This is a genomic window from Streptomyces sp. NPDC001822, from assembly GCF_042892135.1.
Taxonomy (GTDB): Bacteria; Actinomycetota; Actinomycetes; order Streptomycetales; family Streptomycetaceae; genus Streptomyces.
The window spans coordinates 278828-303681 of sequence record NZ_JBIATW010000003.1 but is presented as its reverse complement, the minus strand read 5'-3'; the positions used below and the strand labels follow the sequence as shown (position 1 = coordinate 303681).

The window sequence follows — 24854 nt, the reverse complement described above, 5'->3', positions numbered from 1 at the left end:
CGTCGACGTACGAGACGGACGGGTCGGCAGTTGGCGCGTGGGTGAGATCACCTCCACGGGCGAACACGAGTCACTGGCCGACTTCTTCGACTCCGTGGCGCACACGCTGAAGACGATCGCCGCCGGCGACCATCCGGTCTGCTCGGTGTCCGCCGGGCGACTCGTCTGGATGTGAGAAGTGCTCCCCGATCGGATCGGGGAGCACTTCTCACCGCGGGCCTACAGTGCCGGCGGAGTGAATCCGTCGAGGCCGACCCAGTAGTCGTCGTCCTCCATCAGACGTCGTTCCTTGATGAAGTCACCGAAGGGACGCATGGACTGGGTGTTCTGCCGGTTCGACATCGAGGACCGTCCGCAGGACTCCCACCACGTGGACGGCGCCCGGAAGGGGCCTACCGACCCGCGGCCGGCGACGCTGCGTCGGGCTTGACCCACGGCGTCCGGCCGCGGAACCTCTTCGCCCACGCGCCCGACAGGACTGCGGCTCGCACGCGAAGAGGCATGCCGTCAGCTCATGTCACACGGCGGGACAGGCGGGTGGCAATCGCGCGCTGACGTGATGATCAGGCGCAAGGAGAGGAGGGCGTGTCCACCGCGAAGACGTAACCACCCTTCCAGTTGATGAGGTTCGAGGTGCCGGCCTCGTTCTTCATGAGCGCGGTGATGGTGACGCACCGGCCGCCCGCGGCCTGGGTGCTGCTGCGCACGGGACCCGCGTACGAGGAGAAGTTCCCGCTGTCGTGCCCGCCCGCGCTCGGGGTGTCTCCGGGGTACATCCGCAGGTCCATGAAGTTGGCGCCGCCGGGAGTGTTGTTGTCGAGGATCGCGCAGGCGCTGTTGCCCTTCATGTAGAAGAACAGCGTGCCGTAGCGCTTGTCGGCGTTCGGGAGCGCCTTGGCGTCCACGAACTCGTAACCGTCACCGCAGACGGTCGCCGACGCGAGGACGGATGCCTCATTGGCGGCGGCGAAGGCACGGGCGGGCGCGCCCGCCTCGGCCGAGACGGTCGGGGCGGCCTCGGCCGCGGTGGCGGCGGGCGCGGAAACACCGATGGCGGCCATCGCCGTCACAGCCACACACGCACGCACCAGCTGGAAACGAACAGAACGCATGATTCTCCCCCTGAGTGATCGCTGCGCCTCCCTCCAGGCTTGGAGTGAAGGCGGGGTGACGTTAACCACTTGGGTTCTTCACGGGCAAGCGGTCTAGACCTATCCCTCCCTAACGATGCGTCACAAACTGTTGAAGACGCATCTACTACCCTGCGTTTGCGAAGACGTTGCCCGATTTGCCATCTGTTCGGCTCGGCAGGGCCGTGACCGTCCGTGCAACCGTGAGTCCCGTCACACCCCGAAAACGGCCACGTCGGGGAGCGTTCGCTTCTCGGGCGCCTGAACAGGTGATTTCCACGAAGGCGAGCCCTGCGGCTCCGCAGGCGGGGACACGGTGCGCCTCACCGGGCGGCGGCCGGGCCGCGAGGGCGGCCGAACGGGGTCCCCACCAGCGGGAATGCCCGCTGCCCCATGCGGGGCGAGCGGCTTCCGGGGGATGCGGGTTAAATGGGGAGGTGACCGTCATCGACGGCCGAGCAAGCAGTGCCCGGCCCGGGGTCGGTACCGGAAGGGGTTCCGTATGGCTGTGCGTCCGGCATCGTCTCGTGGTTCGAAGGGCAAGCAGGCCGTCTGGCCCGTCCCCCTGCTGACGTTCTCGCTGGTGGCAGCGGGCCTGGGCGTAGCCGCCACCTCCCACGCCGTGCCGGCGGATTCCGCGTCGGCACACCGGGCGCCACGGGCCGCTTCGTGCGTCGACACGGTCTTCGCCGGGATGACCGGGCCTCAACGTGTCGGGCAGCTCTTCATGGGCGGCGTGAACGCCTCGAAGCCGGACCAGAAGCGGATCGAGGTGCTGCGCAAGTACCACGTCGGGTCGGTGTTCCTGGCGGGCCGGAGCGCGTCCGGCACGAAGGCGACCAAGTCGCTCGCCGACAGTCTCCAGGCGAAGGCGGACACCGTGGCCGGGCATCGGGTGGGCCTGCTGGTCTCCACCGACCAGGAGGGCGGTCAGGTCCAGGTGCTGTCCGGCCCGGGGTTCTCGACCATACCGAGCGGCCTCACCCAGGGAACCTGGTCCACCACGAAGCTCCGGAGTTCGGCCGCCACGTGGGCGAAGCAGCTCAAGGCCGCCGGCGTGAACCTGAACCTCGCGCCCGTCGCCGACGTGGTGCCGTCGAGCCTGGGCAAGAACAACGCTCCGATCGGCCGGTACAACCGGGAGTACGGTCACACCGCCGCGACCGTCGCCCCCCACAGCACCGCCTTCGCCGAGGGCTTCGCTCAGGCCGGCGTGCTGGCCACGCTCAAGCACTTCCCTGGACTGGGGTACGTCCGCGGCAACACCGACACCACGGCGAAGGTCGTGGACTCGGTGACCACCAGGACCAGCGCGAGCATCGCCCCGTTCCGGGCGGGGATCAAGGCGAACGCCCCGTTCGTCATGATCTCGCTGGCCACGTACAGCAAGATCGACCCGAAGCACAGGGCGGTGTTCTCCCCGACGGTGATTCAGGAGATGCTGCGCAAGTCACTCGGCTTCACGGGAGTCGTGATCTCGGACGATCTCGGCAACGCGGTGGCGGTCAAGTCCGTGCCGCCGGCCGACCGTGCCGTGAAGTTCCTGGCCGCCGGCGGCGACCAGGTACTGACCGTCGAGCCGAACACGGTGCCGGCCATGGCCAAGGCCGTCCAGACCCGGATGGGCACGGACGCGGCCTTCCGCGCCAAGGTGGACAAGAGCGTCCATCGCGTTCTCGCCGCGAAGCAGAAGGCCGGCATGCTCAAGTGCGGCTGACCACCGGGTGACCGTGACCGCTACGAGCGGCGCCGCGGGCTGTGCCCGGCGGTGCCGCTCGTAGCGGCCCGGATTCCACGGCGGTGCCGCTTGGCCCGGGCGTGCGTTCCACGGACCCGGACCCGACGAGCAGGCGCCCCGGGCGAGAGGCCGGCGGGACTCGTCAGTCCGCCGTCTCGTAGCGGCCGGCAGGGCGCGACAGGCCCAAGTGGCCGCGCAGGGTGGTGGATTCGTACTCCGTGCGGAACACCCCCCGGCGCTGCAGCTCAGGTACCAGACCTCGGGTGATCGCCGTCAGATCGTGCGGCAGGGCGCCCGGCCTCAGGCGGAACCCGTCCAGGCCGGCGGAGCGGCGGTCGATCAGCAGATCGGCCAGCTCCGCAGGCGTTCCGGCGAAGACCTGCGCGTCCGAGGTGAGTTCGGCGCCGGCCACCTCGTCCAGGCGGGCCAGGCGCTCGGCGGCGGCGCCCGGCTCGTCGTCCAGGAGGACGAGGAGGTCTGCGAAGATCCGCAACGGCCTGGCCTCGACGTCCCTGCCGGTGCGCTCGACCGCCTCGGCGACCTGGGCGACGATCGCGAGTGTTCCCGCCCGGTCGTGCGGCGTGATGTGGACGACGTCGGAGCCGAGGGCCGCGAATTCGTAGGGCGTGGACGCGTGGGCGAGGCTCACTACCGGCGGCTGCCCTTGGGGGGAACGCGGGGTGATCGACGGGCCCTTGACGCTGAAGCCGGTGCCGTGGAAGTCGACGTGATGGACCTTGTCACGGTCGATGAAGCGTCCGGTCGACGCGTCCCGGATCTCCGCGTCGTCGTCCCAGCTGTCCCAGAGTCGACGTACGGCCTCCACCACCTCCGCGCCCTCCGCGAAGAGTTCGCGCAGCCGCTTGGCGATGAGCTCCGGGTCGGTCACGTCCTCCTCGGTGAGCAACGGCGTGGTGCGCCGGCCGAAGTGGGCGGCGTCGGCGGCGCGCGACGATATCTGGGGGCGCCAGCCGGCGCGGCCCCTGCCGGCGTGGTCGAGCGTGGCGAGTCCGATGGCCAGGTGGAACGGTTCGGTGTGGGTCACGTTCGTCGTCGGGACCAGACCGATGCGGGTGGTGAGCGGGGCGATGTGGGCTGCGAGCAGCACCGCGTCCAGGCTGCCCCTGACCTGGTCCGTACGGTCGTCGGGCCGGTGGAAGTCGGCGGACTGGAGACCGAGGGCGTCCTCGAAGGTGACGAAGTCGAGCAGGCCCCGTTCCGCTTCCGCCACCAGGGCCGCCCAGTAATCGGCCGTGAGCAGTTCACCCGGCCGGGCATCCTTCTCGCGCCAGGCCGCGGGGTGCCAGCCGGCGCCGTCGAGCGCGACGGCGAGGTGCAGTGCGGTGCCGGGGGTGCCATTCGGTCCGGGGGTGCCGGTCATGCGGGGATCTCCTTCTCGTCGCGACGCTCGTCTCGCACGCCCGGGCCGCCCCACCCGGTCGGGCGGGGCACGTCGGACAGGCCCAGGTGGCCGCGGAGTGTCGTGCCGGTGTAGTCGTCGCGGTGAACGCCCTTCTCCTGGAGCAGCGGCACCACCCGGTCCACGAAGTCGTCGAGGCCGCCGGGGGTCAGATGGGGGACGAGGACGAATCCGTCGGCGCCCTCGGTCTGGACGAAGTGATCGATGGCGTCGGCCACCGTGTGCGGGCTTCCGACGAACGTCTGGCGGCCGCCCACTTCGATGACCAGTTCCCGGATCGACAGATTCCGCTCCTCGGCGAGCTTGCGCCACTTCCGCGCGGTCTCCGCCCGTCCCTTGCGGAACACGGAGTGCCCCTTCAGGAGGTGGGCCTCGTCCTCGGGCTCGGTCTCCGGCAACGGCCCGTCCGGGTCGTAGGCCGACAGGTCGCAGCCCCAGACCGCTTCCAGGTGGGCGATCGCGGTCTGCGGGCTGACCAGTTCGCGGCTGATCTCCCTGGCGTAGGCCGCGGCCTCCTCGTCGGTGTCCGCGACGACCGCGTTGGCGGTGGGGAGGATCAGCAGGTCGTCGGGACTGCGGCCGTAGCGGGCGAGGCGCTGCTTGACGTCCCGGTAGAAGGCGCGCGCCACGTCGATGCGGTTGTGCTTGCTGAAGATGACCTCGGCGTCGGACGCGGCGAACTCGCGGCCGGCGTCGGACTCGCCGGACTGGATGATCACCGGGTGACCCTGCGGGCCGGGCGGAGTGGTGAACCGGCCCGCTATGTCGAAGTGCCGGCCGCTGTGGGCGAAGCGGCCGGCCCCGGCCCGCACGAACTCCCCCGTCGCCGCGTCGGCCCGCAGATCACCCTCGGCCCAGCTGTCCCACAGTTCCCGTGCCGTACTGAGGAATTCGGCGGCCCTGGTGTAACGGTCGGCCTCCGGCAGGAAACCTCCCCGGCGGAAGTTCTCGCCGGTGAAGGCGTCGTAACTGGTGACCACGTTCCAGGCCGCCCGCCCGCCGCTGAGCCGGTCCAGGGTCGCGAACCTGCGGGCCACCTCGTAGGGTTCGTTGAAGGTGGCGTTGACCGTCGCGGCGAGGCCCAGGTGTGTCGTGACGGCGGCCAGGGCGCTCAGCACGGTCAGGTTCTCCGGGCGTCCCGCGATGTCCAGGTCGTAGACCTGCCCCTTGTGCTCGCGCAGCCGCAGCCCTTCGGCGAGGAAGAAGAAGTCGAACTTGCCGCGTTCTACCGTCTGCGCGAGCCGGATGAAGGAGTCGGGGGATATCTGGCTCCCGGAGCGCGGGTCCGACCAGACGGTGACGTTGTGGATGCCGGGCAGCTGCGCCGCGAGGTGCACCTGTTTCCTACGGTTGGCGGGCACGGTGCGGTCTCCTCCTGCGAAGTCGGGCTTCGGGGCGTTCGGGCGGAGTGGGGCGGCCCGGTGGGGCGGTTCGGTGATCCGGTGGTTGGTGGTCCGGTGGCCCGGCGGTCCGGTGGTTCTCCGAGCGTGCACGCGCCGGTCGGTGTCTGCACAGTGCAACCGGGCTCGTTTCACGAGGTGTTCATGCCGTTGCGACATGCTCCGGTGCTTCCGTGGCGACGGGTGCCGGTGCTGCCGCCGGGGTGGTGGCAGGGGGCGGGGAGACGTACCGCACCTGGTTCTCGAAGGTGACCCCGTGGCTCTTCACGTCGATGGCGATGCGGTCGCCGTCGGCGATCCGGAACCCGTCGTGGAAGCTGGCCTCGTCGGCGCCCAGGAGGATGTAGTTGACCAGGCCGGGCCTGCGCACCGCCGGATAGGTGAACAGGTGGTCCGCCATGTCCCGCACCCGGTGGTAGAGCGCGTCGTCACCGCAGTCGAAGGGCCCCTCCCAGGCGGTCGCGCCGTCCCTGACGATGGTGACCCTGCCGGTCACCGTGCGCGGCGGGGGGCCGAGGAAGAGCCAGGGGGTGAGCGCGGTGTCGCACAGTTTGCAGTACGGGTTGTAGCCCGGGTCCTGACGGTGCAGACCGATGTCGCACAGGTCGTTGCCGAAGGTGTAGCCGGCGTAGTGGGGTGTGCCGTCGGCGTCGTTGACGTAGACGAGGGCGACCTCGGGCTCCTCGATGAGGGCCACCGGCCGCGCGGGGACGTTCAGCACCTCCCCGGGCAGCCGCACCCAGTCGCCGAATCCCTTGAAGAACCACTTGGGCGGGGTGAACTCGGCTCCCTCGGGGGCGGTTTCACCTCCCCACTTCTTCTTGTGCGTACCCATGAAGCCGCTCAGCAGGGCAGCGCCCGTGGCAGCCGGAAGCAATGGGGGCAGGAGTCGCAGCTCAGGGTCCCCGGCGGTGACGACGACGGTCGTCGCCGCGCCTTCGGTCAGGGCGTCCCGCAGAGCCGCCTCCGAGCCGTCCGTGGCGATGAAGGCGGCGGCCACCTGTCCGTCCTCCACCCGGTGCAGCGTCTGCGGGGCGCCCTCTTCGGGGCGGCCGAAGCCGACATGGCGTACGCCGTCGTACAGAGCCTCGAAGAGGACGGGTTGGCGGGGGTGGGACATGTCTGACTCCTCGGTCGCGTAGGTGAGTTGCGGGTTCAGGAATGGGGTACGAGGGCGCGGGCCTCCGCGCCCGTGAGGTCGGCCAGGACCTCACCGATCCGGTCGACCGCCTGCCGTATCCAGGGCAGTGCGACGGGGTCGTCCGACGCCAGCGCGGCCGTGCGGCGCTCGTCGGTGTCGCCGTAGAGGCGGCTGGTCGCCGCGCGGAAGCGCAACGGCCGTCCCGGCTCCCCGAAGGCACTCGCGGGCAGCACACCGACTCCGTGCCGCTCGGACAGCAGCAGGGCGAGGGCGTCTCCGTCGTGTACCCCGTGCTTCCGGGCGAGGGGTTCGCGCAGGGGCTCGAAGTCCGGGTAGAGGTAGCAGGCCGCGGCGACGGGGAACGGCTCCGCGCCCGCGGCGGTGAAGCGGGCGGCGACCGCGCGTACGACCTTCTCGTGCAGCCGGCGGCTCGCCGCGATGTGCTCGGTGACCTCGGGTGGCTCTCCGAAGGCGTACGCGGCCGCCGTCTGCACCGGCGCCGGCGGACTGGACCAGATCTGGCTCGCGACGGCGACGAGCCGGGTGTGCAGGGTCCGCCCGGCATCGCTGTCGGGCAGCCGGGCCACGCCTGTGCGCCAGCCGCCCAGGGCCAGGCTCTTGGTGAGACCGGTGGTGACGACGGTGCGCTCGGGCGCGTAGAGGGCCGGGGAGGAGACCGGTGCGGACGTGTCGTACACGAGATCGCGGTAGATCTCGTCGGAGACGACGACGAGGTCGAGCTCCCGGGCCGCCTCGGCCAGCCGTCGCACGGTGGCGGCCGGGGCGACCGTGCCGGTCGGGTTGTCCGGCACGGTGACGACCACGGCCCGCGGGTCGCGTCCGGCGGCGCGCGCACCGGCGACGGCCTCGCGCAGCCTCTCCGGGTCGGGCACCCCGCCCTGCCCCGGCAGGATCGGCACGGGCAGGGGCCGGGCCCCGACGAGGCGCGCCTGGGCCGCGTAGCTGACCCAGCTGGGGACGGGCACGATCACGTCGCCGCCGATGGCGAGGAGCAGCGCGAACAGCAGCGCCTTGCTGCCCGGGCCGGCCACGACCAGTCCCGGGTCGATGCCGAGGCCGCGCCGCTCCCAGTACCCGGCGACGGCGGTGCGCAGGGCGTGGCTTCCCGCGACGGAGCCGTAGGCGTTCTCGGCGGCTGCCGCCGCGAGCCGTTCCCGGAGCGCGGGAAGGACGGGCAGGCCTATCTCCCCACTGGCCATCGGCAGGACGCGTTCTCCGGCCCGGCGCCGTCGGGCCAGGGCCTCGTCGGCGGCGAGCGTCGCCGACATGGAGACCGGTGCGGGTTCGGGCATGACAGCTCCAGCCATCGGGGTGGGCGGCGGACACGGGGCGGACGTGGCTCAGGGAACGGGTGTCGTCTCGGCGTACCGCTCACGCAGCTCCGCCTTGCGCACCTTGCCGGTCAGCGTCTTCGGCAGGGCCCCGACCAGTTCCAGGCGATCGGGCAGGAACCGGGCGTCGTGGCCCGCCCCGGTGACCCGGGCCCGGACCTCGTCGAGCGTCGGGCCCCGCCCGCCGCGTCCGACCACGACGGCGACGATCTCGTTCCCGGGCCCTCCCGCCTCCGCACGGCCCGCCGGCACCTCCAGGCCGACCAGAGCCGCCTCGACCGCCCGCGGGTGACTGCCGATCACCGCCTCCAGTTCGGTCATCGGCGCCACCTGCCCGTCCCGCACGATCGCGTCCCGCGCCCGGCCGATGATGCGGACGCCGCCCCGGCCGTCGTCACGGGCGAGGTCGCCGGTGTCGAACCAGCCGTCCGGCCCGAGTTCGGCCGCGAACGCCTCCGGGCGCCTGTGGTAGCCGAGCGCGAGGGACGCACCGCGCACCTTGAGCCGTCCCACCGGGCCCGTCGCTTCCGGAGTGCCGTTCGCCCCGAACGGCTCGATGCGCGTCTCCATGGCGTCGATGGGGGTGCCGTTGCTCCGCGCCGCCCATCCCGCGGGGTCCTCGGGCCGGGTGGTGGTCACCGGTCCGTTCTCGGACATGCCCCAGAGCGAGTGGGCGCGGGAGCCCAGCGTCTCGTGGACCGCGTCGGCCAGCTCCTGGAGGACCGGTGCCGAGCCGATCACCACATGCCGCAGCGTGCTCGTGTCGCGGCGCTGGGCCCGCTGTGACGCCGTCACATCGGCGAGGGTGGCGGGCGGGCCGTACAGGAGGGTGGCGCCGTACCGCTCGACCAGGTCGAGCAGTGCCTCGTTGCGGCGTTCGTCCTGGAAGGTGGTGGTGCCGCCCAGCATGACGCCGGCGAGGACGCCCTGCGCGAACCCCGAGTGGTGGACGAGAGGCGTCGAGACGGCCGTCACCCAGTGGTCGCCGCCCCCGAAGGCGTCGGCGTACCCGCATATCGCGGAGTGGACCGTGTTCTGGCTGTGGAGGACGCCCTTGGAGGGGCCGGTGGTGCCGGAGGTGAACAGCACCACGAACGGGTCGTCCGCTCCGAGCGCCAACCCGTCCAGACGGGCGGCGGCTCCTTCCCGTTCCTCCCGCGCCTCGGCCACGAAGTGCCGGTGGAAGGACAGCGCGCCTTCGGGGGCTGGGCCGTCCACCACCGGCACGTGTTCCAGGGAGGGCAGTTCGTCCTTGAGCCGCGTGACGATTTCGGCCAGCGGTGTCCCCGACCACTCCGGGAGCGTGACGCACACCCGCGCTCCGGTGAGGCCGAGGCGGTGGCGCAGTTCCGCTTCCGTGCAGACGGGCGAGACGGGGATGACGACGGCACCGACGCGGATGGAGGCGAAGATCAGCGGCACCATCTGCCACCGGTTGGGGAGCTGTACGGCGACGAAGTCGCCCGGCCGTACGCCGAGGTCGAGCAGGGCCAGTGCGAACCGGTCCGTCAGTCGGGCCAGTTCGGCGTAGTCGAGGGTGTCGGTGCGGGACTCGGTGACGCGCCGTCCCGCGACGGCCAGGCGGCGCGGGTGCAGACGGGCCTGCCTGCGCAGGTCGTCGAGGAAGGTCTCGTCCCGCCACCAGCCGTGCCGGCGGTACGCGGCGGCGCGCTGTTCGGGGTCGGTCAGCGCCGCGGGTGCCGTCCCGGCAGCGGTGTCCACCCGGGTGGCCGCCGTGCTCATCAGCGGTCCTTCCGGCGGGCCGCGAGCAGTTCGGGCAGCGGGTTCCCCGCCCGGGCGGCCGCGATCTCCAGCAGGTCCCGGGTGTTGTGCCGCACCCGGTCACCGACCCAGTCGAAGACCCATTCCTTGCGTGCGCGGGCGGGCAGGTCGAAGGGGACGACCCGGGTGACGGCCAGGGCCGCCGAGGCGGCGCCACCGATGTTGGCGATCACGCCGGGAACCAGGGAGGCCCCCGAAGCGGCGATCTTCTCCTTCGCCACCGCGCTGGAGGCGAGGTTGGCGCCTTCGACGACCAGTCCGGCCCTCAGGCGGTGGGTGTTCTCGGCGGTGAGCGCGTGCTTCTGCGCCGCGAGGACCAGGAGGTCCGCGTCGACGTCCAGCCAGGCGTCCGGCTCGGCGGAGAGTGTGACGTCACCAGGCAGGCGGCTGCGGTCGATCCGCCCGTACTCGTCCGTGACGGCCACCAGTCCGGCCACCGGCAGCCGCTCCGCGCTGATGGTGCCCTGGACGTCGGCGACGGCCACGACGACGTGCCCCCGGTCCTCCAGGAACCGCGCCACGGCCCGGCCCACGGCGCCGAAGCCCTGCACCACGACCCGGGCCGGTCCGGTGCGCCCGCTCGCTTCCAGGGCGGTGATCGCGGCGACCCCGACTCCATGACCGGTGGCGTCGATGAGGGGCTCGTAGTACGTACGCCAGTCGATCGGCATGTCGGGGGCGCCGAGGCGGTAGCGGGGGTCGTAGCCGGCCTCGGCGAAGAAGACGGCGCGGTCGGCGGGGGTGACGCCCATGTCGATGCCGAGGTGGATGCCGCCGTGGAGGAGTGGCTTCACCGTGCGGCCGAAGGTGCGGAAGGTCTCCTCGCGGTCCGTGCCGTCGGAGACGATCCCGGCCTTGGCGCCGCCGATGCGCAGCCCCGCCAGGGTGAACTTCTCGGTCATGTCGCGGGCGAGGCCCGCGACCTCCTCCTCGGTCACCCCGGCGGTCATCCGGGTGCCGCCCATGGCCAGGCCGTCGACGAGCGTGTCGACGACCACCCAGCCCTTGATGTCACCGCGACTGCCGTTGAGGTGGACGGTCAGTGCGGGGTCCTGCCGCTCTTCCGGAGCGCTCATGGCTGATTCCTTGCGTCTGGTGTGTACGGGGTCGGGTGGCGGGGGTTCGGATCACCGGTAGAGCTGGGCGAAGCCCCGCAGGATCTCCAGGCCGTCCTTGCGGAACTCCAGATGGGCCTGCGAGCCGAAGATCCGGCCGTCGTCGGAGCGGAGGAACTCGACCGGCGCGTGTGCGGAGCGGCCGATGGTGCGGTAGCCGGCCGGGGCCTCGCGGAGGTAGAGGGTGTGCCGGTGGAAGACGGTGACCGTCGGCTTCACATAGGTGAAGAGCGGCTCCTCCGTGTCGACCTGTGCCTCGTATCCGCCGACCCGCTGCGGCCCCTCTTCGAGGTGTCCGCCGGCGGCGACACCGAGGATCTGCAGACCGCCGCAAATGCCGAACACCGGGACGTCCGCACGGGTGACGAGGTCGATGAGCGGCTTGTAGTACTCGCGGTCGTAGGCGCGTACCTTCGTGCCGCTCAGCACGATCGCCTGGTAGCGGCCGTCCACCCGTGCGGGCACCGACCGGGCGTCGGTCGCCTCGGTCCGTGACCCCAGCGCCTCGAAGCGGGACTGGAGCTGCCGGAGGGACAGCGTTCCGTTGTTGACGACCAGTACGCGGGGTCGCGTCATGCGCTCGCTCCTGAGGTGTGGGTGGGTGCCTGCGCGTCGGTGATGACCGTGCCGGTGCGTCCGGCCAGCAGTTCCGTGACCGCTGCGCTGCCGATGACGACCCGTTCCACGCCCTGGTCCAGGGCCTCCCCCGCGGCCCGCAGCTTCTTGCGCATGCCGCCCTTCGCGCCCATGTCGCGGAAGGCGGCCGCTTCCCGGCGGCCGATCCGGCGGACCGGCTCCCCGTCGATCAGGAGGTGGGCGACGTCGGTGACGAGGACGAGGTCGGTCGCGCCGGTGGCTCCGGCGATCGCGGCCGCGGCCCGGTCGGCGTCGGTGTTGACCTCCTGGCCGGCCGCGTTCCGCGCCAGCGGGGTGAGGAGGCAGGCGTGGCCGGGCCGGATGTGCTTCAGGGGTGAGACGTCCACCCCGGTGATCGGGCCGACGAGGTTGTCCAGTTCGACGAGTCGCTTCTCCCGCCACCACCAGCGCTCGCCCTCGCCGGCGCTCACGAGGCCGTCGCTGCCGAGCAGCCGCTCGGTGGTGACGCCGCGGGCCTCCAGCCGCCCCAGGACCACCTCGGCCAGTTCGGCGCTGACGGCCTTGATGTCGTCGATGACCTCGGGGGTCGTCCACCGGCTCTGGTTGCCGTAGCGGTCGCGGAGGATCGCCGACGGTTCGCCGTACCGGGCGCTGAGTCTCCTGAGCGGCTTGGACCAGCCGTGGACCAGCACCAGGGAGCGGTCCCTGGCGTGGCGGGCGAGGTCGTCCCACCAGTCGCCGTCGAGCTCGTCCAGGCAGCTCCCGCCGAGCTTCACCACCGTGGGCGCGGGGTGCTGTGCGCTCATGCCGGCATCACCGGCTGCTGCGTCAGTCCGGTCTCCTCAGGCAGGCCGAACCGCAGGTTCACGGCTTGCACGGCCTGGCCGGCGGCGCCCTTGACGAGGTTGTCGAGCGCGGCGAGCACGACGATCCGGCCACCCTCCTCGTCGTGCAGGACCGTCACGTCGGCGAAGTTGGAGCCGAGCACGACCTGCGGGTCGGGCACCGGGACGAGCGTCTCGTCGTGCCGTCGCACCCGCACGAACGGGTGCCCCTTGTAGAAGCGCAGATAGGCCCGTGACAGCTCGCGCTGGTCCACCTTCTCGTCGGTGAAGACGTACGAGGAGGTCAGCAGCCCGCGCACGTGGGAGACGCCGTACGCAGACATCGACAGGTTGCCGACCGTTCCGGGCTTGCTCCGCTCCAGGAAGTCGGCGACCTCGGCGGCGTGCCGGTGCCCGGTCGGGGAGTACGGGGCGATGGCACCGGATCTGAACGGGTGCAGGTCGGAGGTGCGCAACTGGAGCCCGCCGCCGCTGGACCCGCTCTTGCCGTCCACCACCACCGTCTTCAGTTCGAGCCCGAGGCCGAGCGTGAGCGGGGCAAGGCCCAGGGTGATCGCGGTGGCGTAGCAGCCGGGCAGCGAGATGAGCGAGGCGTCCCTGAGCTGGTCGCCGACCAGTTCGGGCACGCCGTAGACGAAGCGGTCCGCCAGGTCGGTGCGCCGCTCGACCTTGGGGTACCAGCGGTCGTGCAGGTGCGGGGTACGGATGCGGAAGGCGCCGCTGAGGTCGACGACGGCCGGAATCCGGTCGGCGAACAGCGAGGCCAGTTCGGCCGAGACCGCCGCGGGAGTGGCCAGGAAGAGGACGTCGACCTCGTCCGCGACGTGCTCGGTGACCGGTCGCACGGTCAGGTTCTGATGGATGCGCAGGCCGGGGTGGAGCTCGGAGGGGCGCCTGCCGATGCTGGACGAGCCGCCCAGGAACGTCAGCTCCAGGCCGGGGTGCTGGGTGATGAGCCGGATGAGTTCGCCGCCGGCGAGCCCGGAGGCACCGACGATTCCTGCGCGGATCATACGAGCAGCTCCTGCACGTGGCGGCCGATGGCCGAGGGGATGTCGGCTCCGGTGGCGGTGGCCACGGCCCGGAAGCCGGGGGCGTGGTTGACCTCGTTGACGACGTAGCCGTCGGGGGTGCCGAAGAGGTCGATGCCGTAGATCCCGGGCCCGAGCACGTCCACCACGGCGTCGACGATCTTGAGTACGTCGGGGTCGTGGGCGACCGGGCGGTTCGTGTTGCCGAGCGCGGCGTTGTTGCGCCAGTCGCTCCCGCCGCTCTCGAACTCCGCAGCCCCGATCAGCTCGCGGCCGACGACGAGGCACCGCACCGAGCTGCCGCCCAGGTAAGGCTCCACGACGCTGGCCTGCTCGAAGGCGTGGGCCAGGTCCTCGATGTAGTCGTACACGGAGTGCGCGGTGTCGGCGTGCCGGATCAGTGTGACCCGCTTGCCCATGCCGCCGAAGACGGGCTTGAGGACGAGGGGCAGTGGCAGGTCGGCGAGCGCCTTGTCGAAGTCCTTGCGGGACAGCACGAGCCGGTGGTCGGGCACCGGCACACCGGCGGAGTGCAGGAGGGCGCGCAGAGCGGCCTTGTTCTCGCAGGCGTGGATGGCCCGGGCGGTGTTCAGCGTGGGGATGCCGGCCGCCTCGGCCAGCGTGGCGATGAGCCCGCCGCGGGTGTAGCTGCGGCTGCGGATCAGCAGGGTGTCGTACCCCTTGACGGACGGGGCGTCGGGGTGGCCGAGGGAGAGGGACTCGTCGTTGATCCAGTCGATACGGAGGCCGAAGGCCGGGGCCGCCTCGATCAGGAGGCGTTCCTCCCAGGCGACCCGGTCGGCGACGAGGGCGACGGCGCGGAGTCGGCCCATGTCACTGCCCCCAGTCGCGGAGTTGCACCTCGACCATCTCCAGCGTCAGCCGGCCGTCCTCGACGGCCTCGACGCGGAGGGTCAGGATGCACTCGGGGCACGAGAGGGTCTCGCCCTCGGTGACCGGGGGCACGGTCAGGTCGGTCTCGCACTCGGGGCATACGCCGGTCAGGGTGGCGGTGGACATGGTTCAACTCCGTTTGGGTGTGCGGGGATCGTGGTTCCGGGCTTCAGGCGTGCGCGGGACGGAAGTCGATGGCGGCCTTGCGGATCGCGTCCCGGTCCAGCAGCGGGCGGCCCTCCTCCTCCTGACGTTCCATCAGCCAGGCGGTGAAGGCCTCGACGTCGACCCGCAGGTCCGAGCCGGCGAGGGCCCAGGCGACCAGAGGCGTCGTCAGGCGGCCGCGGACCCGCAGCTCCCGGCTGTTGCCGACGAGCTCGGCCGGCAGCGTCTCGTACGCCTCCGGATGGCTCAACTGGCCGGGGAGCTCGTACGCGAAGGCGTGCGGGGTGGTCGGTCCGGACTGGAAGGCGTCTCCGAGACCCGCGCCCCTCAGGGCGATCCTCGACAGTTCGGTGAGGTGGGTCAGGTCGAAGCGGGTGTCACCGTGGATGACGCGGAGCGAGGTGAGCAGCTCGGCCAGCGGGGCGTTGCCACCTCGCTCACCGATCCCGCCGACGGTCGCCGAGATCCACCGGGCGCCGGCGCGCACGGCGGCGAGGGAGTTGGCGACGGCCATGCCCAGCATGTTGTGCGAGTGGATCTCGATCTCGGAACCGTCGATGGCGACGATGTCCTCGATCACCTCCTGCATCCGCCAGGGAGAGAGGAACGCGACGGTCTCCGCGAGCCTGAACCGGTCGGCCCCCGCCGCGAAACCCGCCTCGACGTAGGGGACCAGCCGCTCCTTGGGGGTGCGGGCGCCGTCCTCACCGCTGAACGTGACGTGGAAGCCGCGCTCCTTGGCCTGGGATATCGCCGAACGGGCCAGTGCCTGGAGGAACTTGGGGCTGTCCGAGTCGAGCTTCAGCCGCGCGTGCTGCTCGGAGGTGGGGATGGAGTACATGATGTGGCGCACGCCCAGGCGCTCGGCCTCGTCGAGGGCTCGCGCGACCTGTCGGCGGTCGCGTACGACGAGGAGGGTCATGCTGCGCTCGGGACCGACGGCCTCGTGGGTGGCGAGGACCAGGTCGGCGTCCTTGGAGCCGGGGCCGGAGACCATGCCCACCTCGACCAGCTCGACGCCCGTGGCCACCAGCAGGTCCGCGATGGCGGCGGCGTCCTCGGGGCCGAACTCCACTCCTGCCATGTGTGCGGAGTCGCGCAGTGTCGCGTCGGATATGCGGGGCAGCCCCTCCGGTGTCCCGGGGCCTTGTGCTGCTGCCATCTCGTTCTCTCCTTGTTTCCGAAAGGGTCCGCGTTCCCGAAAGGGCCTGCGTTCCCGAAAGGTCTGTGGGGCCGGAATCCGGGGTGCTCCAGCGGCGCTGACCGCCGATCAACATCCTTCGCCCCCCCGCCCCGAAAGAGCAACGGCCGCCGGGTCAGATTTCTGTGATGGAGTGTCAAGGAATGTCAAGAAGGAAAGGGAATGCCAGACGGGTGTGCGGGGGCGCAAATTGTCGGCCGAACGGGAATAGTCTCCGCGACCCGCGCCCTACGGTGCGGACATGGACCTTTTCCCACTGCCCCGGCTGGGGGTCGTCGTTCCCCCGGAGAATCCCACGGCGGAACCCGAGTTCCACCACTTGCTCGGCGACGCGATGAACGTGTACACCTCCCGGTTCCCGGTGACTCCGGGTGCCGGGCTCAGAGCGATGCTGGAGACGTACAACGAGGTGCTGCCGGAGCTGCTCGGCAGTTTCGGGGCCCTGCGCCTGGACGCGACGGTGGTGGCGTGCAGCGCGTCGCACTATCTGCTGGGCCCGGACGGCGACCGGGCCTTCTGCGACGAACTGTCCGCACACGCGGGCTCCCCCGTGCGGTCCTCCACGCAGGCGATCCTCGCGGCCTGCGCGGCGCTGGGGGTGTCCCGCCTGACTCTCGTCTCTCCGTACCAGCCGTGGCTCACGGACGCCTCCCACGCGTTCTGGGAGCAGGCCGGCCTGACGGTCGACGGCGTGGTGCTCGTACCGGTGGACGCGGGCACGGACGCGGACGGCGGCCCGCTCTACGATCCGTACGCGGTGACGACCACGACGATCCTGCGGCGCATACGGGAGCGGGAGCTGCCCCCCGACACCGCTCTCCTGTTCACGGGTACGGGCATGGGCACGCTCGCCGCCCTCGCGGAACTGGCCCGGCGGGAGCCGCGCCGCACGCTGCTGACGTCGAACCTGGCGTCGGCGTGGTGGGCCCGACGGATGGCGGGAGTCACCGGTGGGGCGCGCCACCCGCTGCTGCGACGGCTGGAGCGCGCTCCCGTGTGACGGGGTGCGGGCGCCGCTGGGCGGCCGGTCCGGGGGCGGCCTGCGGCCACGGTGGGCGTGTCTCTCGGGCGGGGCACGGGGGCGCGTCGTCCCCTCCTCTCTTCCGGAGCCCCGCCCGGGATGCGCTCAGCCGGCCGACGACTCGGGCATGCGCCAGGCGTACCCCATGCGGTAGCCGACTCCGCGGACCGTGATGATCCAGCCGCTGTTGCCGAGCTTGGCCCTCAGGCTGCTGACATGCGTGTCAATGGTGCGGCTGGTGTGTCCCCAGTCGCTGCCCCAGACCCGGGCCATCAGTTCCTTTCGCGTCACGACCGTTTCCGGGGTGGCGGCCAGGGTGTAGAGCAATTCGAATTCCTTCGACGTGACGCCGACCAGCCGGTCGTGAAGACGTACGTCCCGAAGGCGTGGATCGATGTGGAGGTGGCGCAGGGAAATAGCGGCCGGAAGCATCTGCCGGGGCTGCGCACGACGCAGTACCGCTTCTATGCGGGCCCCGACCTCTCTGAATCCCCAGGTTTTCACGACACAGTCGTCGGCACCGGCATTCAGTGCGAGGACCCGGCCGAGTTCGTCGTCGGCGTCGGTGACGGCCATCAGGGCCGTGTCGCCGCTTTTCCGCAGGGACCGGCAGAGTTCCAGGCCGTCGATATCCGGGAGTTCCAGGGAGAAGAGCACCAGATCTGCCTCGGTGTGCTCCCGCAGGGCCCACCGCCCCGTGCCGACGCTGCGAGCGGTGAATCCCTGCCGCCGGAGGTCGCTCACCCTGGCGGCGGCGGCTTCGGTGTTCTGCTCCACGACGAGTACTTGTCTCACTGCCCCGTCCTCACTCCTCGGCCTCACGTCAGTTCCGGGCACCGGTCAGCGCCTCGGCAGGAAGGGGGACCGGTGGTGGTGGTGGTGGTGCGGGTTCGACGCGGTCGCCGAACAGGAGTTGGTAGACGTAGGCAGCCGAGGCCATCGTCATGTGGTGGTGCCAGCCGGGGAAGGAGCGGCCCTCGAAGTCGAGGACCCCGAACCGCCGGCCGAGCACGCTCACCGCCGAGAGCGCCGCGGCGTGGCCGCGGGCGAGCTGGAGGATCTCCTCCGCCCGGTGGTCGGCGAGTGTCGTGAGCCAGTACCGCGCGGACTGCCGGCCGTCGGGATCGGGCCGCTCCACGGTGCGGTAGGGGCGCACGCCCGCGTCGTCGCCGCCGGGGCGCGACAGCTCCACCGTCCCGGTATGCGTGTGGACCGGGACTGCCCTGATGCCGCCGTCGGGGTCCTGCCGGAGAAGCACGTGCGTCTGGCGGGATCGCGGCCCCCGCATGAGGGCGCCGACCGTGGTCACGACGGCCGGGTGGCCTCCCGTGAGCACCTGTTGGTCCGGGGCGACCTCGCACACGACGTCGGCCCGCAACCGGGCCAGACCTGCGAGGACTCCGGCGACGTCGTCGCACCGGGTGAGGTCGAGCACCCAGGGAAGACGCGGGAGGTGGGGCTGCGCCGCCACTTCGGCGGCGTACCGGAGGACGTGGTCGGCGGCGGTGTGCCCGGCCTCCGCACCGGGGATGCGCGCACGACGCCTGCGCTCCCGGTCCGAGTCCCACACTCCCCCGAGCACCAGGCCCCAGTCGACCGGGTAGCTCTCCGCACCGGAGGAGAGGAAGAGCCCCAGTGCGCGCTGGCAGTTGACGGTGCGTCCGGTCGCCGCGTCGGTGCGCAGGTGCACGCCCGCCGAGTGCTCACCGCGTTTGGGGATGATGAGTTCGGCGACGGTCCAGGCGCGCGGGGCGGTGCGCGCGGCCACCAGCCCGGCGAGCCGCCGGCGAACCGGGACCCAGTTCCACGGACTGGCGTTGATGAAGCGGTGCAGACCCCGTGCCGCGGCAGGGGGCAGAGGGTTCGCCAGCGCGACGCGACGCGGCGTCTTCTTTCCGGACACGTGGATCAGCGCCCAGAGGTACACCTGAGCCCAACGGCGCTGCTCGGGCCGCTTGAAGACGCCGAAGACCTCGTCGACGAAGGTCTGCATGCGTGCGCCATCGCCCGGCACCCCCGCGCGTACCCCACCTGACGACATCTGACGCCACTCCCCCTCGACACCCGTCACCGCCGGCATCCGAGCGGATGCATGGCACATACGTACGAGGTGAAAGTACCGCCCTGGACGCCGTTTGCCCGGGCAGCCCGTCTACTTTGCACGTTCACGGGATGACCTGCGCAAACGGCCCTCGACGGGACCCGCCCGGTCGGGATCGGCAGGAGGAGGACCCGGCTCCACCTGTACCGGAGCAACCGCGCGGACATCTCAGGAGGAATATTAACAAATCATGAACATGACCACGTACGCCACGGTACCGAGCCGTCCGCCCGCCCGGAGGCGAGCGGTGGCGCGGGGACGGGGACCGCCGGGTGACGGGTGGTCATCCGCGGCGGTCTCCGTCACGCGTGGGGCACCTCAGGCCACCGGGTCCACGACCTCGGTCCCCGTAACCGGCCGCCGCGACGGGAAGCCCGCCCTGCGGGCGTACAGGACGACCGCCAGCACCGGGAGCAGGAGCAGGAGGACCGTCCAGGGGAAGGAGGTGCTGCCGACCACGTCGAGCAGGACGCCACCCACGATGCCGCCCCCTGCCATGGCGACGTTCCAGAGCGTGACGAGCATCGCCTGTGCCGAGTCGGCGGACTCGCCCCCCGCGTCACCGGCGGCGGTCTGGAGCAACGTGGGCACGCCGCCCCAGCCCAGACCCCACAGCACCGCGGCGACGTAGACGAGCGCGGTGGTGTCCGAGAGCAGGGCCAGGAGGGCGGCGGCGAGCGCCACCAGCAGGGCACCGCCGACGGTGAGCCCACGCAGCCTGCGGTTGATCTGCGCGCCGACGATCCAGATGCTCGCCAGCGACGCGGCACCGAAGACGAGCAGCAGCAAGCCGGTACTGCCGCCGAGGCCGATGTCGTCGAGATACGTGGCGATGTACGCGTACAGGATGGTGTGCGCCAGGACGAACACGAGCGTGACGAAGAGGACCGGGGTCACTCCCGGCACCCGCAGGGTGGGCAGCATCTTCGGCCGTTCGCCGCGCCCCTGTCCGGGGAAGTCCGGTACGGCCGCGGCGATCCACACGAGGAGCAGCACGGTGAGGGCCGTCATCGCCAGGAAGGCCACGCTCCAGCCGAGCCAGTCGCCGAGGAAGGTGCCGGCGGGCACGCCGAGGGAGAGCGCGACGGGGATGCCCGCCATGGCGATGGCCATCGCCTTGCCCTGGAGGTGGGCGGGCGCCATGCGCCGCGCGTAGCCGGCGAGCAGGGCCCACGCGAGGCCGGCCGCGACACCCGCGACGAAGCGCGCCGCCATCGTGAGCTCGTACACGGTCGACACGGCCGTCACGGTGTTGGCGACGGCGAAGCCGCCCATCGCGGTGAGCAGCAGCTTCTTGCGCCGCCAGCCCGCGGTGGCCGCGGTCAGCGGGATCGCGGTCAGGGCGGTGCCGATCGCGTAGACCGTGACGGTCTGTCCGGTCGCGGACTCGCTCACCCGCAGGTCCTGGCTCATCGCGGGGAGCAGACCGGCGGGAAGGGTCTCGGTGAGGCTGGTGATGAAAACGGCGGTGGCCAAGGCCAGCAGGGCGAACAGCGGCAGCCTCTGCCGTGCCTCGCCTCCGCTCGTCGGGTCCGGTGCCGTCGCGGCGGCGGGCGCCGTGTCGGGTGCGGTGCTCATGGCGTGTGCTCCAGGTCTTCCGGAAGGGACGGGTGGGGCGTCGAGGGTGTGGGGACGGTGCGGGAGGCGTGCGGCGGCTCGTCGGCGAGGCGTCCGCGCCGGCCGGTTCACGGGGAGCCGAGGCCCCCGTCGACCGGGAGACGGACCCCCGTGGTGAAGGTCGCCTCCGTGGCCAGGAAGAGCGCGGCACGGGCCACCTCCTCCGCGGCGCCGAGGCGGCCCAGCGGAGGCAGGGGTGCGGCGCCGGCGCCCGGTGCCTCGATACAGCCCGGGGCCACCGCGTTGACACGGATGCCCCGGGAGACGAGTTCGGCGGCGAACGCCTTCACCGCGTCCGGGCACGGGGTGGGGGCGGTCAGCACGATCGCGCTGCCGTCCCTGAGGTGCGGCAGCAGACGCCGGGCCGTGGGAACGGCGTCGGAGAAGAGGAGGTCGACGCCGCCCTCCACCGTGTCTCCGGGGCCGGTGCGCGCCTGTGCGGCGAGGGCGGATTCGACCTCGGACGGAGCCACGACCCGGGCGGACGGGCCCAGTTCGGCCACCGCGTGGGCGCGCCCGTGCGCGGTACGGGCCGTGAGCACGACCGCGGCCCCGCCCTCCACGAGACGCTTGGCGATGGCCAGGCCGATGCCGGTCGCGCCCTCGACGACGACGGCGTTCCTGCGCGCGTACTTGGTCATGGATGCCGCTCCCTCCGGGGTGCCCGTTCTCGCAGGTGGGCGGTGCCCCCCACACGACGACTCTGCGCCCGCGCGCTTCGGGGAACCTTCCGGAAAACTTCGGGTCCCCGGCCGGCCGGGCGACTGCGCTGTCTCCCGCGCCGAAGACCTGCGAAGGAGCGGCCGGGCGGCGCATCCCCGGACATGTACGGTGGCCCCATGCGGTTTGGGGTGCTCGGGCCACTGATGGTGTGGGACGGCGACGGGCGGGAAGTCAGAGTCCCCGAGGCCAAGGTCCGGGCCCTGTTGGCGGACCTCCTCGCGAACGACGAGGGGCCGGTCTCCGCCGACCGTCTGATCCAGGACCTGTGGGACGACGCGTCTCCCGGGAACCCCAGGGCCGCGTTGCAGGCCAAGGTCTCCCAGTTGCGCCGCGTCATCGGCAGGGACCGGGTGGTGCGGCAGCCGCCCGGCTACCGGCTGCGGCTCGACGGCGACGACGAGGTGGACGCCGTACGGTTCCGCGCCCTGGCGACCGAGGCGCGCGTCGTGCGGGACCCCCGGACCAGGGCCGTGCTGCTCACCGAGGCACTGGAGCTGTGGCGCGGGCCGGCGTACGCGGACTTCGCGGACGGCGGACTCGTGCGGGGCGCCGCGCAGCGCCTCGCCGAACAGCGGGTTTCCGTGCGGGAGGACCAGGCGGAGGCGCGCCTGGAGGCGCGGGACCACACGCTGCTCGCCGGGGAACTCGCCGACCTCGTGGCGCGCCACCCGTTGCGGGAACGCCTGCGCGCCGTCCAGATGAAGGCCCTGTACGCGACGGGCCGCCAGAACGAGGCGCTCGCGTCGTACGACGATCTGCGGTCCCGGCTCGTCGAGGAGCTGGGGATCGATCCCAGCCCCGAACTGGCGGCTCTGCACGCGGCGGTACTCCGGCAGGACCCGGAGCTGAGCTCGGTCTCCGGGACGGTGTCACCGGGCCGTGCACCGGCGGTGGACGTCGTCAGCACCGTGGGCGACGGTGCCCTCCGCACCACGGCGGGCATCGGCGCCGCGACCGCCTCCGGCATCCCGGGCGCCCCCGGTGACCCGACGGGATCCGACACCCCGGCGACGGGTGGCCCGGACCACGGGCCCGGGCCCGGCTCCCGGTCGAACCTGCCGGTTCCGCTCACCCCCCTCATCGGCCGCCGGCAGGCCCTCGACCAGCTCTCGCGGCTGCTCGCGGAGAGACGGCTGGTGACCCTCACGGGCCCCGGCGGCGTCGGCAAGACCCGGCTGGCCGTGGCGGCGGCCACCGACGGACGGGACGGCGCCCGTGACGGTGAACTGGCGGACGGGACATGGCTCGTGGAGTTCTCCGGCGTCCGCTCCGGCACCCCCGCCGACCTGGCTCAGGTCGTCGCCGCCGCGCTGGGCATCCGGGACGACACCCCGCGCTCGCTGCCGGGCACCGGGACCCCCGTGCCCTCCCTGCCGCATCGCCTCGCCGCAGCCCTGCGAGACCGACGCACCCTCCTCGTCCTGGACAACTGCGAGCACGTCGTCGACGCCGCCGCCGGACTCACCGATCTGCTCCTGCGGACCGCCCCAGGCCTGCGCGTCCTGGCCACCGGGCAGCAGCCGCTCGGTCTGGCGGGTGAGGCGGTGTTCCTCGTCGAGCCGCTGCCGCCCGCGGACGCCGTCCGGATGTTCATGGAGCGCGCGGCCGCGGCGGCCCCCGGTTTCCCGCGCGACCCGGAGGCACCGGACGAGTCGGAGCGCACCGCCGTCGCCGAGATCTGCCGCCGCCTCGACGGCATCCCGCTCGCCCTGGAACTCGCCGCCACCCGGGTGCGGGCGCTGGGGGTGCGAGGGCTCGCCGCACGGCTCAACGACCGCTTCCGGGTGCTGACCTTCGGGCAGCGCGGCGCACCGGTGCGTCAGCAGACGCTGCGGGCGGTGATCGACTGGAGCTGGGAGCTGCTCACCGCACCCGAACGCATCGTCCTGCGCCGGCTGGCCGCGCACAGCGACGGCTGCGACCTGGACGCTGCCGAGGCGGTCTGCGCGGGCGACGGCGTCACCCGGGAGGAGGTGCTCGACCTCGTCACCCGGCTGGTCGACCGGTCCCTGGTGGTCGTCGTGGACGGTCCCGCCGGTCCGCGCTACCGACTCCTGGAGTCCGTCGCCGCGTACGCGACGGAGCAGCTCCACGAGATGGAGGACTTCACCGCCGTCCGGGACAGGCATCTGCGCCACTACCGGGCACTGGCCGAACACGCCGAACCGCGGTTGCGCGGAGCCGGGCAACGACCGTGGCTGGCCCGGCTGGACGCCGAGGCCGGCAACCTGCGTACGGCGCTCGACGAGGCGGTGCGGCGCGCGGGGGCGGGCGACCCGGAGGAGGCGGTACGGCTGGTCACCGCGCTGGCGTGGTGGTGGCTGCTGCGGGGCCGTCTCACCGAGGCCCGCCGCAGCCTTGATTCGGTGCGTACCGCGGTCTCCGGCGTGGACGCCCCCGCCGAACTCGTCCTTCTGCACACCGCTTTCGCGCTGCTCACGGGAGATCACGCGGCCGCGGGCGTGTGCGCCGGGGCGGAGGGCCGCACCGCGGGAAGTCGCGTCAGGGCCGTCGGGGACGGCGTCCCCGATCCGGTGCGCCGTGCCCGTGCGGTGTGGCTCTGCGCGTACGGCCTGTTCAGCGCGGGTGACACGGCCGAGGGCGACGAGCTGAACGCCCACGCCCTCTCGCTGTTCGCCACCGCACATGATCAGTGGGGCACCGCCGCCGCCCTCGGCCTGCGCGCGACCCTCGCGCTGGTCTGCGGCGACCTCGACGGGCTCGGCCACGACGGGCTGCGCAGCGCCCGGCTCTTCCGCGAACTGGGCGACCGATGGGGCGAGTTGCAGACAGTCTCCCCGCTCGCAGCGCTCGCCGAGATCAAGGGTGCGTACGAGGACGCGGAGCGCCGCCAGCACGAAGGGCTGCGGATGGCACGGGAGCTCGGCCTGGAAGCGGAGGTGTCCGCGCGGCTCTCCGGTCTCGGCCGGCTCGCACTGCTCGCCCGCGACTGGGACCGCGCACGTGACCTGCACGAACAGGCGCGGCGGATCGCGGCGGAACAGGGCTACAAGTACGGCGAGATCCACTCCGGAATGGGCCTCGCGCTCGGCGCGCGCCGCTCCGGCGATCTCGACGCGGCCGAGGCCCACCTCTCGGACATCCGCGACGGCTACGCCGAGGTGTCGTCCCGGGCGGGCGACCATCTGCTCCTGGCCGAGCTCGGATTCCTCGCCGAGCTGCGGGGCGACGCGCGCGGCGCGGCCAATCACCATCTGGCGGGGCTGGAGATCGCCCGTGTCCTGGCCGAACCCCGCGCCCTGGCGCTCTCCCTGGAGGGTCTCGCCGGTGCGGCGGCCCTGCCCGGCCCCGGGTCCGCCCCCGGCTGCGCCGCCCTCCTCCTGGGCGCGGCGGCGACCGCCCGACGGCGGGCCGGTGCCCCTCTGCCGCCCGCCGAACGCGCCGACGTCGACCGGATCACCGCTTCGGCACGGGCCGCGCTCGGCGCCGCCCCGTACACCGAGGCGTTCGACCGCGGCACCCGGCTGACGGCCGGGGAGGCGGTCCGCCGGGGCCGTGCGGCGCTCGCACCGCGTCGGGACATCCGCGGCTGACGGGACGGGCCTCCCGCGGCCGACGGG

Annotated in this window: 22 protein-coding genes; 4 read left to right on the top strand and 18 right to left on the bottom strand. The window is 72.3% G+C overall.

Going from position 1 to position 24854, the window contains the following annotated elements; genetic code table 11:
- The first annotated feature begins 37 nt into the window (after nt 1-37).
- The gene (locus ACFYY2_RS09390; protein ID WP_388739312.1) at nt 38-175 is read left to right on the top strand and encodes a hypothetical protein; all 138 of its coding nucleotides are present in this window, start codon (nt 38-40) and stop codon (nt 173-175) included.
- 44 nt (nt 176-219) lie between these two features.
- Here the strand turns inward: ACFYY2_RS09390 and ACFYY2_RS09385 are convergent, their stop codons facing one another.
- Together ACFYY2_RS09385 and ACFYY2_RS09380 are read right to left on the bottom strand one after the other, a co-directional pair.
- A complete protein-coding gene (locus tag ACFYY2_RS09385; protein WP_388739310.1) occupies nt 220-342 on the bottom strand; it encodes a hypothetical protein in 123 nt (40 codons plus the stop codon).
- A 221-nt stretch (nt 343-563) separates the two neighbouring features.
- Entirely contained in the window at nt 564-1112 is a 549-nt protein-coding gene (locus tag ACFYY2_RS09380; RefSeq protein ID WP_388739308.1) for a hypothetical protein, read from the bottom strand.
- 520 nt (nt 1113-1632) lie between these two features.
- Here ACFYY2_RS09380 and ACFYY2_RS09375 point away from each other — a divergent pair.
- Nucleotides 1633-2847: a glycoside hydrolase family 3 N-terminal domain-containing protein gene (locus tag ACFYY2_RS09375; RefSeq protein WP_388739305.1), complete on the top strand. Its 1215-nt coding sequence runs from the start codon at nt 1633-1635 to the stop codon at nt 2845-2847.
- A gap of 163 nt (nt 2848-3010) precedes the next feature.
- On the opposite strand, the gene ACFYY2_RS09370 is transcribed toward ACFYY2_RS09375, so the two are convergent.
- The 12 genes from ACFYY2_RS09370 to ACFYY2_RS09315 all read right to left on the bottom strand — a co-directional run bounded on the left by ACFYY2_RS09370 (nt 3011) and on the right by ACFYY2_RS09315 (nt 15772).
- Entirely contained in the window at nt 3011-4249 is a 1239-nt protein-coding gene (locus ACFYY2_RS09370) for an LLM class flavin-dependent oxidoreductase (protein ID WP_388739303.1), read from the bottom strand.
- Nucleotides 4246-5649 carry an NtaA/DmoA family FMN-dependent monooxygenase gene (locus ACFYY2_RS09365; RefSeq protein WP_388739299.1) on the bottom strand — a complete coding sequence of 468 codons (1404 nt, stop codon included), beginning with the start codon at nt 5647-5649 and terminating at the stop codon, nt 4246-4248. The genes ACFYY2_RS09370 and ACFYY2_RS09365 overlap by 4 nt, the downstream gene beginning before the upstream one ends.
- 181 nt (nt 5650-5830) lie before the next feature.
- Nucleotides 5831-6808 (bottom strand): fumarylacetoacetate (FAA) hydrolase, encoded by a 978-nt coding sequence (locus ACFYY2_RS09360; RefSeq protein ID WP_388739297.1) that lies wholly within the window; start codon nt 6806-6808, stop codon nt 5831-5833.
- 35 nt (nt 6809-6843) lie between these two features.
- Nucleotides 6844-8142, bottom strand: coding sequence for a pyridoxal phosphate-dependent aminotransferase (locus ACFYY2_RS09355; RefSeq protein WP_388739294.1), 1299 nt, complete (start codon nt 8140-8142; stop codon nt 6844-6846).
- 48 nt (nt 8143-8190) lie between these two features.
- Nucleotides 8191-9924 carry an AMP-binding protein gene (locus ACFYY2_RS09350; RefSeq protein ID WP_388739292.1) on the bottom strand — a complete coding sequence of 578 codons (1734 nt, stop codon included), beginning with the start codon at nt 9922-9924 and terminating at the stop codon, nt 8191-8193.
- Complete coding sequence (locus ACFYY2_RS09345) at nt 9924-11039, bottom strand: Glu/Leu/Phe/Val dehydrogenase dimerization domain-containing protein (RefSeq protein ID WP_388739289.1); 1116 nt, start codon at nt 11037-11039, stop codon at nt 9924-9926. The genes ACFYY2_RS09350 and ACFYY2_RS09345 overlap by 1 nt, the downstream gene beginning before the upstream one ends.
- Nucleotides 11040-11090: 51 nt before the next feature.
- Nucleotides 11091-11654, bottom strand: a complete 564-nt coding sequence (locus tag ACFYY2_RS09340) for a type 1 glutamine amidotransferase (protein WP_388739286.1) — start codon at nt 11652-11654, stop codon at nt 11091-11093.
- Complete coding sequence (locus ACFYY2_RS09335; RefSeq protein WP_388739283.1) at nt 11651-12481, bottom strand: acetylglutamate kinase; 831 nt, start codon at nt 12479-12481, stop codon at nt 11651-11653. Before ACFYY2_RS09335 ends, ACFYY2_RS09340 begins: the two co-directional genes overlap by 4 nt.
- Nucleotides 12478-13533, bottom strand: a complete 1056-nt coding sequence (gene argC / locus ACFYY2_RS09330) for an N-acetyl-gamma-glutamyl-phosphate reductase (RefSeq protein WP_388739281.1) — start codon at nt 13531-13533, stop codon at nt 12478-12480. The genes ACFYY2_RS09335 and argC overlap by 4 nt, the downstream gene beginning before the upstream one ends.
- Nucleotides 13530-14384 carry a RimK family alpha-L-glutamate ligase gene (locus ACFYY2_RS09325; RefSeq protein ID WP_388739279.1) on the bottom strand — a complete coding sequence of 285 codons (855 nt, stop codon included), beginning with the start codon at nt 14382-14384 and terminating at the stop codon, nt 13530-13532. The genes argC and ACFYY2_RS09325 overlap by 4 nt, the downstream gene beginning before the upstream one ends.
- A 1-nt stretch (nt 14385) precedes the next feature.
- Nucleotides 14386-14571, bottom strand: coding sequence for a lysine biosynthesis protein LysW (locus tag ACFYY2_RS09320; RefSeq protein WP_388739277.1), 186 nt, complete (start codon nt 14569-14571; stop codon nt 14386-14388).
- 43 nt (nt 14572-14614) lie between these two features.
- Nucleotides 14615-15772, bottom strand: a complete 1158-nt coding sequence (locus tag ACFYY2_RS09315; RefSeq protein ID WP_388739274.1) for an isopropylmalate synthase — start codon at nt 15770-15772, stop codon at nt 14615-14617.
- Nucleotides 15773-16052: 280 nt separating this feature from the next.
- On the opposite strand from ACFYY2_RS09315, the gene ACFYY2_RS09310 reads away from it, so the two are divergent.
- The gene (locus ACFYY2_RS09310; protein WP_388739272.1) at nt 16053-16811 is read left to right on the top strand and encodes an arylmalonate decarboxylase; all 759 of its coding nucleotides are present in this window, start codon (nt 16053-16055) and stop codon (nt 16809-16811) included.
- A 126-nt stretch (nt 16812-16937) separates the two neighbouring features.
- Here the strand turns inward: ACFYY2_RS09310 and ACFYY2_RS09305 are convergent, their stop codons facing one another.
- The 4 genes from ACFYY2_RS09305 to ACFYY2_RS09290 all read right to left on the bottom strand — a co-directional run bounded on the left by ACFYY2_RS09305 (nt 16938) and on the right by ACFYY2_RS09290 (nt 21191).
- On the bottom strand, nt 16938-17627 hold the full coding sequence (locus ACFYY2_RS09305; RefSeq protein WP_388739269.1) for a response regulator transcription factor: 690 nt from the start codon (nt 17625-17627) through the stop codon (nt 16938-16940).
- Nucleotides 17628-17655: 28 nt separating this feature from the next.
- Entirely contained in the window at nt 17656-18825 is a 1170-nt protein-coding gene (locus ACFYY2_RS09300) for a transposase (RefSeq protein ID WP_388739266.1), read from the bottom strand.
- 426 nt (nt 18826-19251) lie between these two features.
- Entirely contained in the window at nt 19252-20511 is a 1260-nt protein-coding gene (locus ACFYY2_RS09295) for an MFS transporter (protein WP_388739263.1), read from the bottom strand.
- Between the two features lie 107 nt (nt 20512-20618).
- Nucleotides 20619-21191, bottom strand: a complete 573-nt coding sequence (locus tag ACFYY2_RS09290; protein ID WP_388739258.1) for an SDR family NAD(P)-dependent oxidoreductase — start codon at nt 21189-21191, stop codon at nt 20619-20621.
- Between the two features lie 198 nt (nt 21192-21389).
- Here ACFYY2_RS09290 and ACFYY2_RS09285 point away from each other — a divergent pair, with 198 nt between their 5' ends.
- Complete coding sequence (locus tag ACFYY2_RS09285) at nt 21390-24827, top strand: BTAD domain-containing putative transcriptional regulator (protein WP_388739254.1); 3438 nt, start codon at nt 21390-21392, stop codon at nt 24825-24827.
- Nucleotides 24828-24854: the final 27 nt, after the last annotated feature.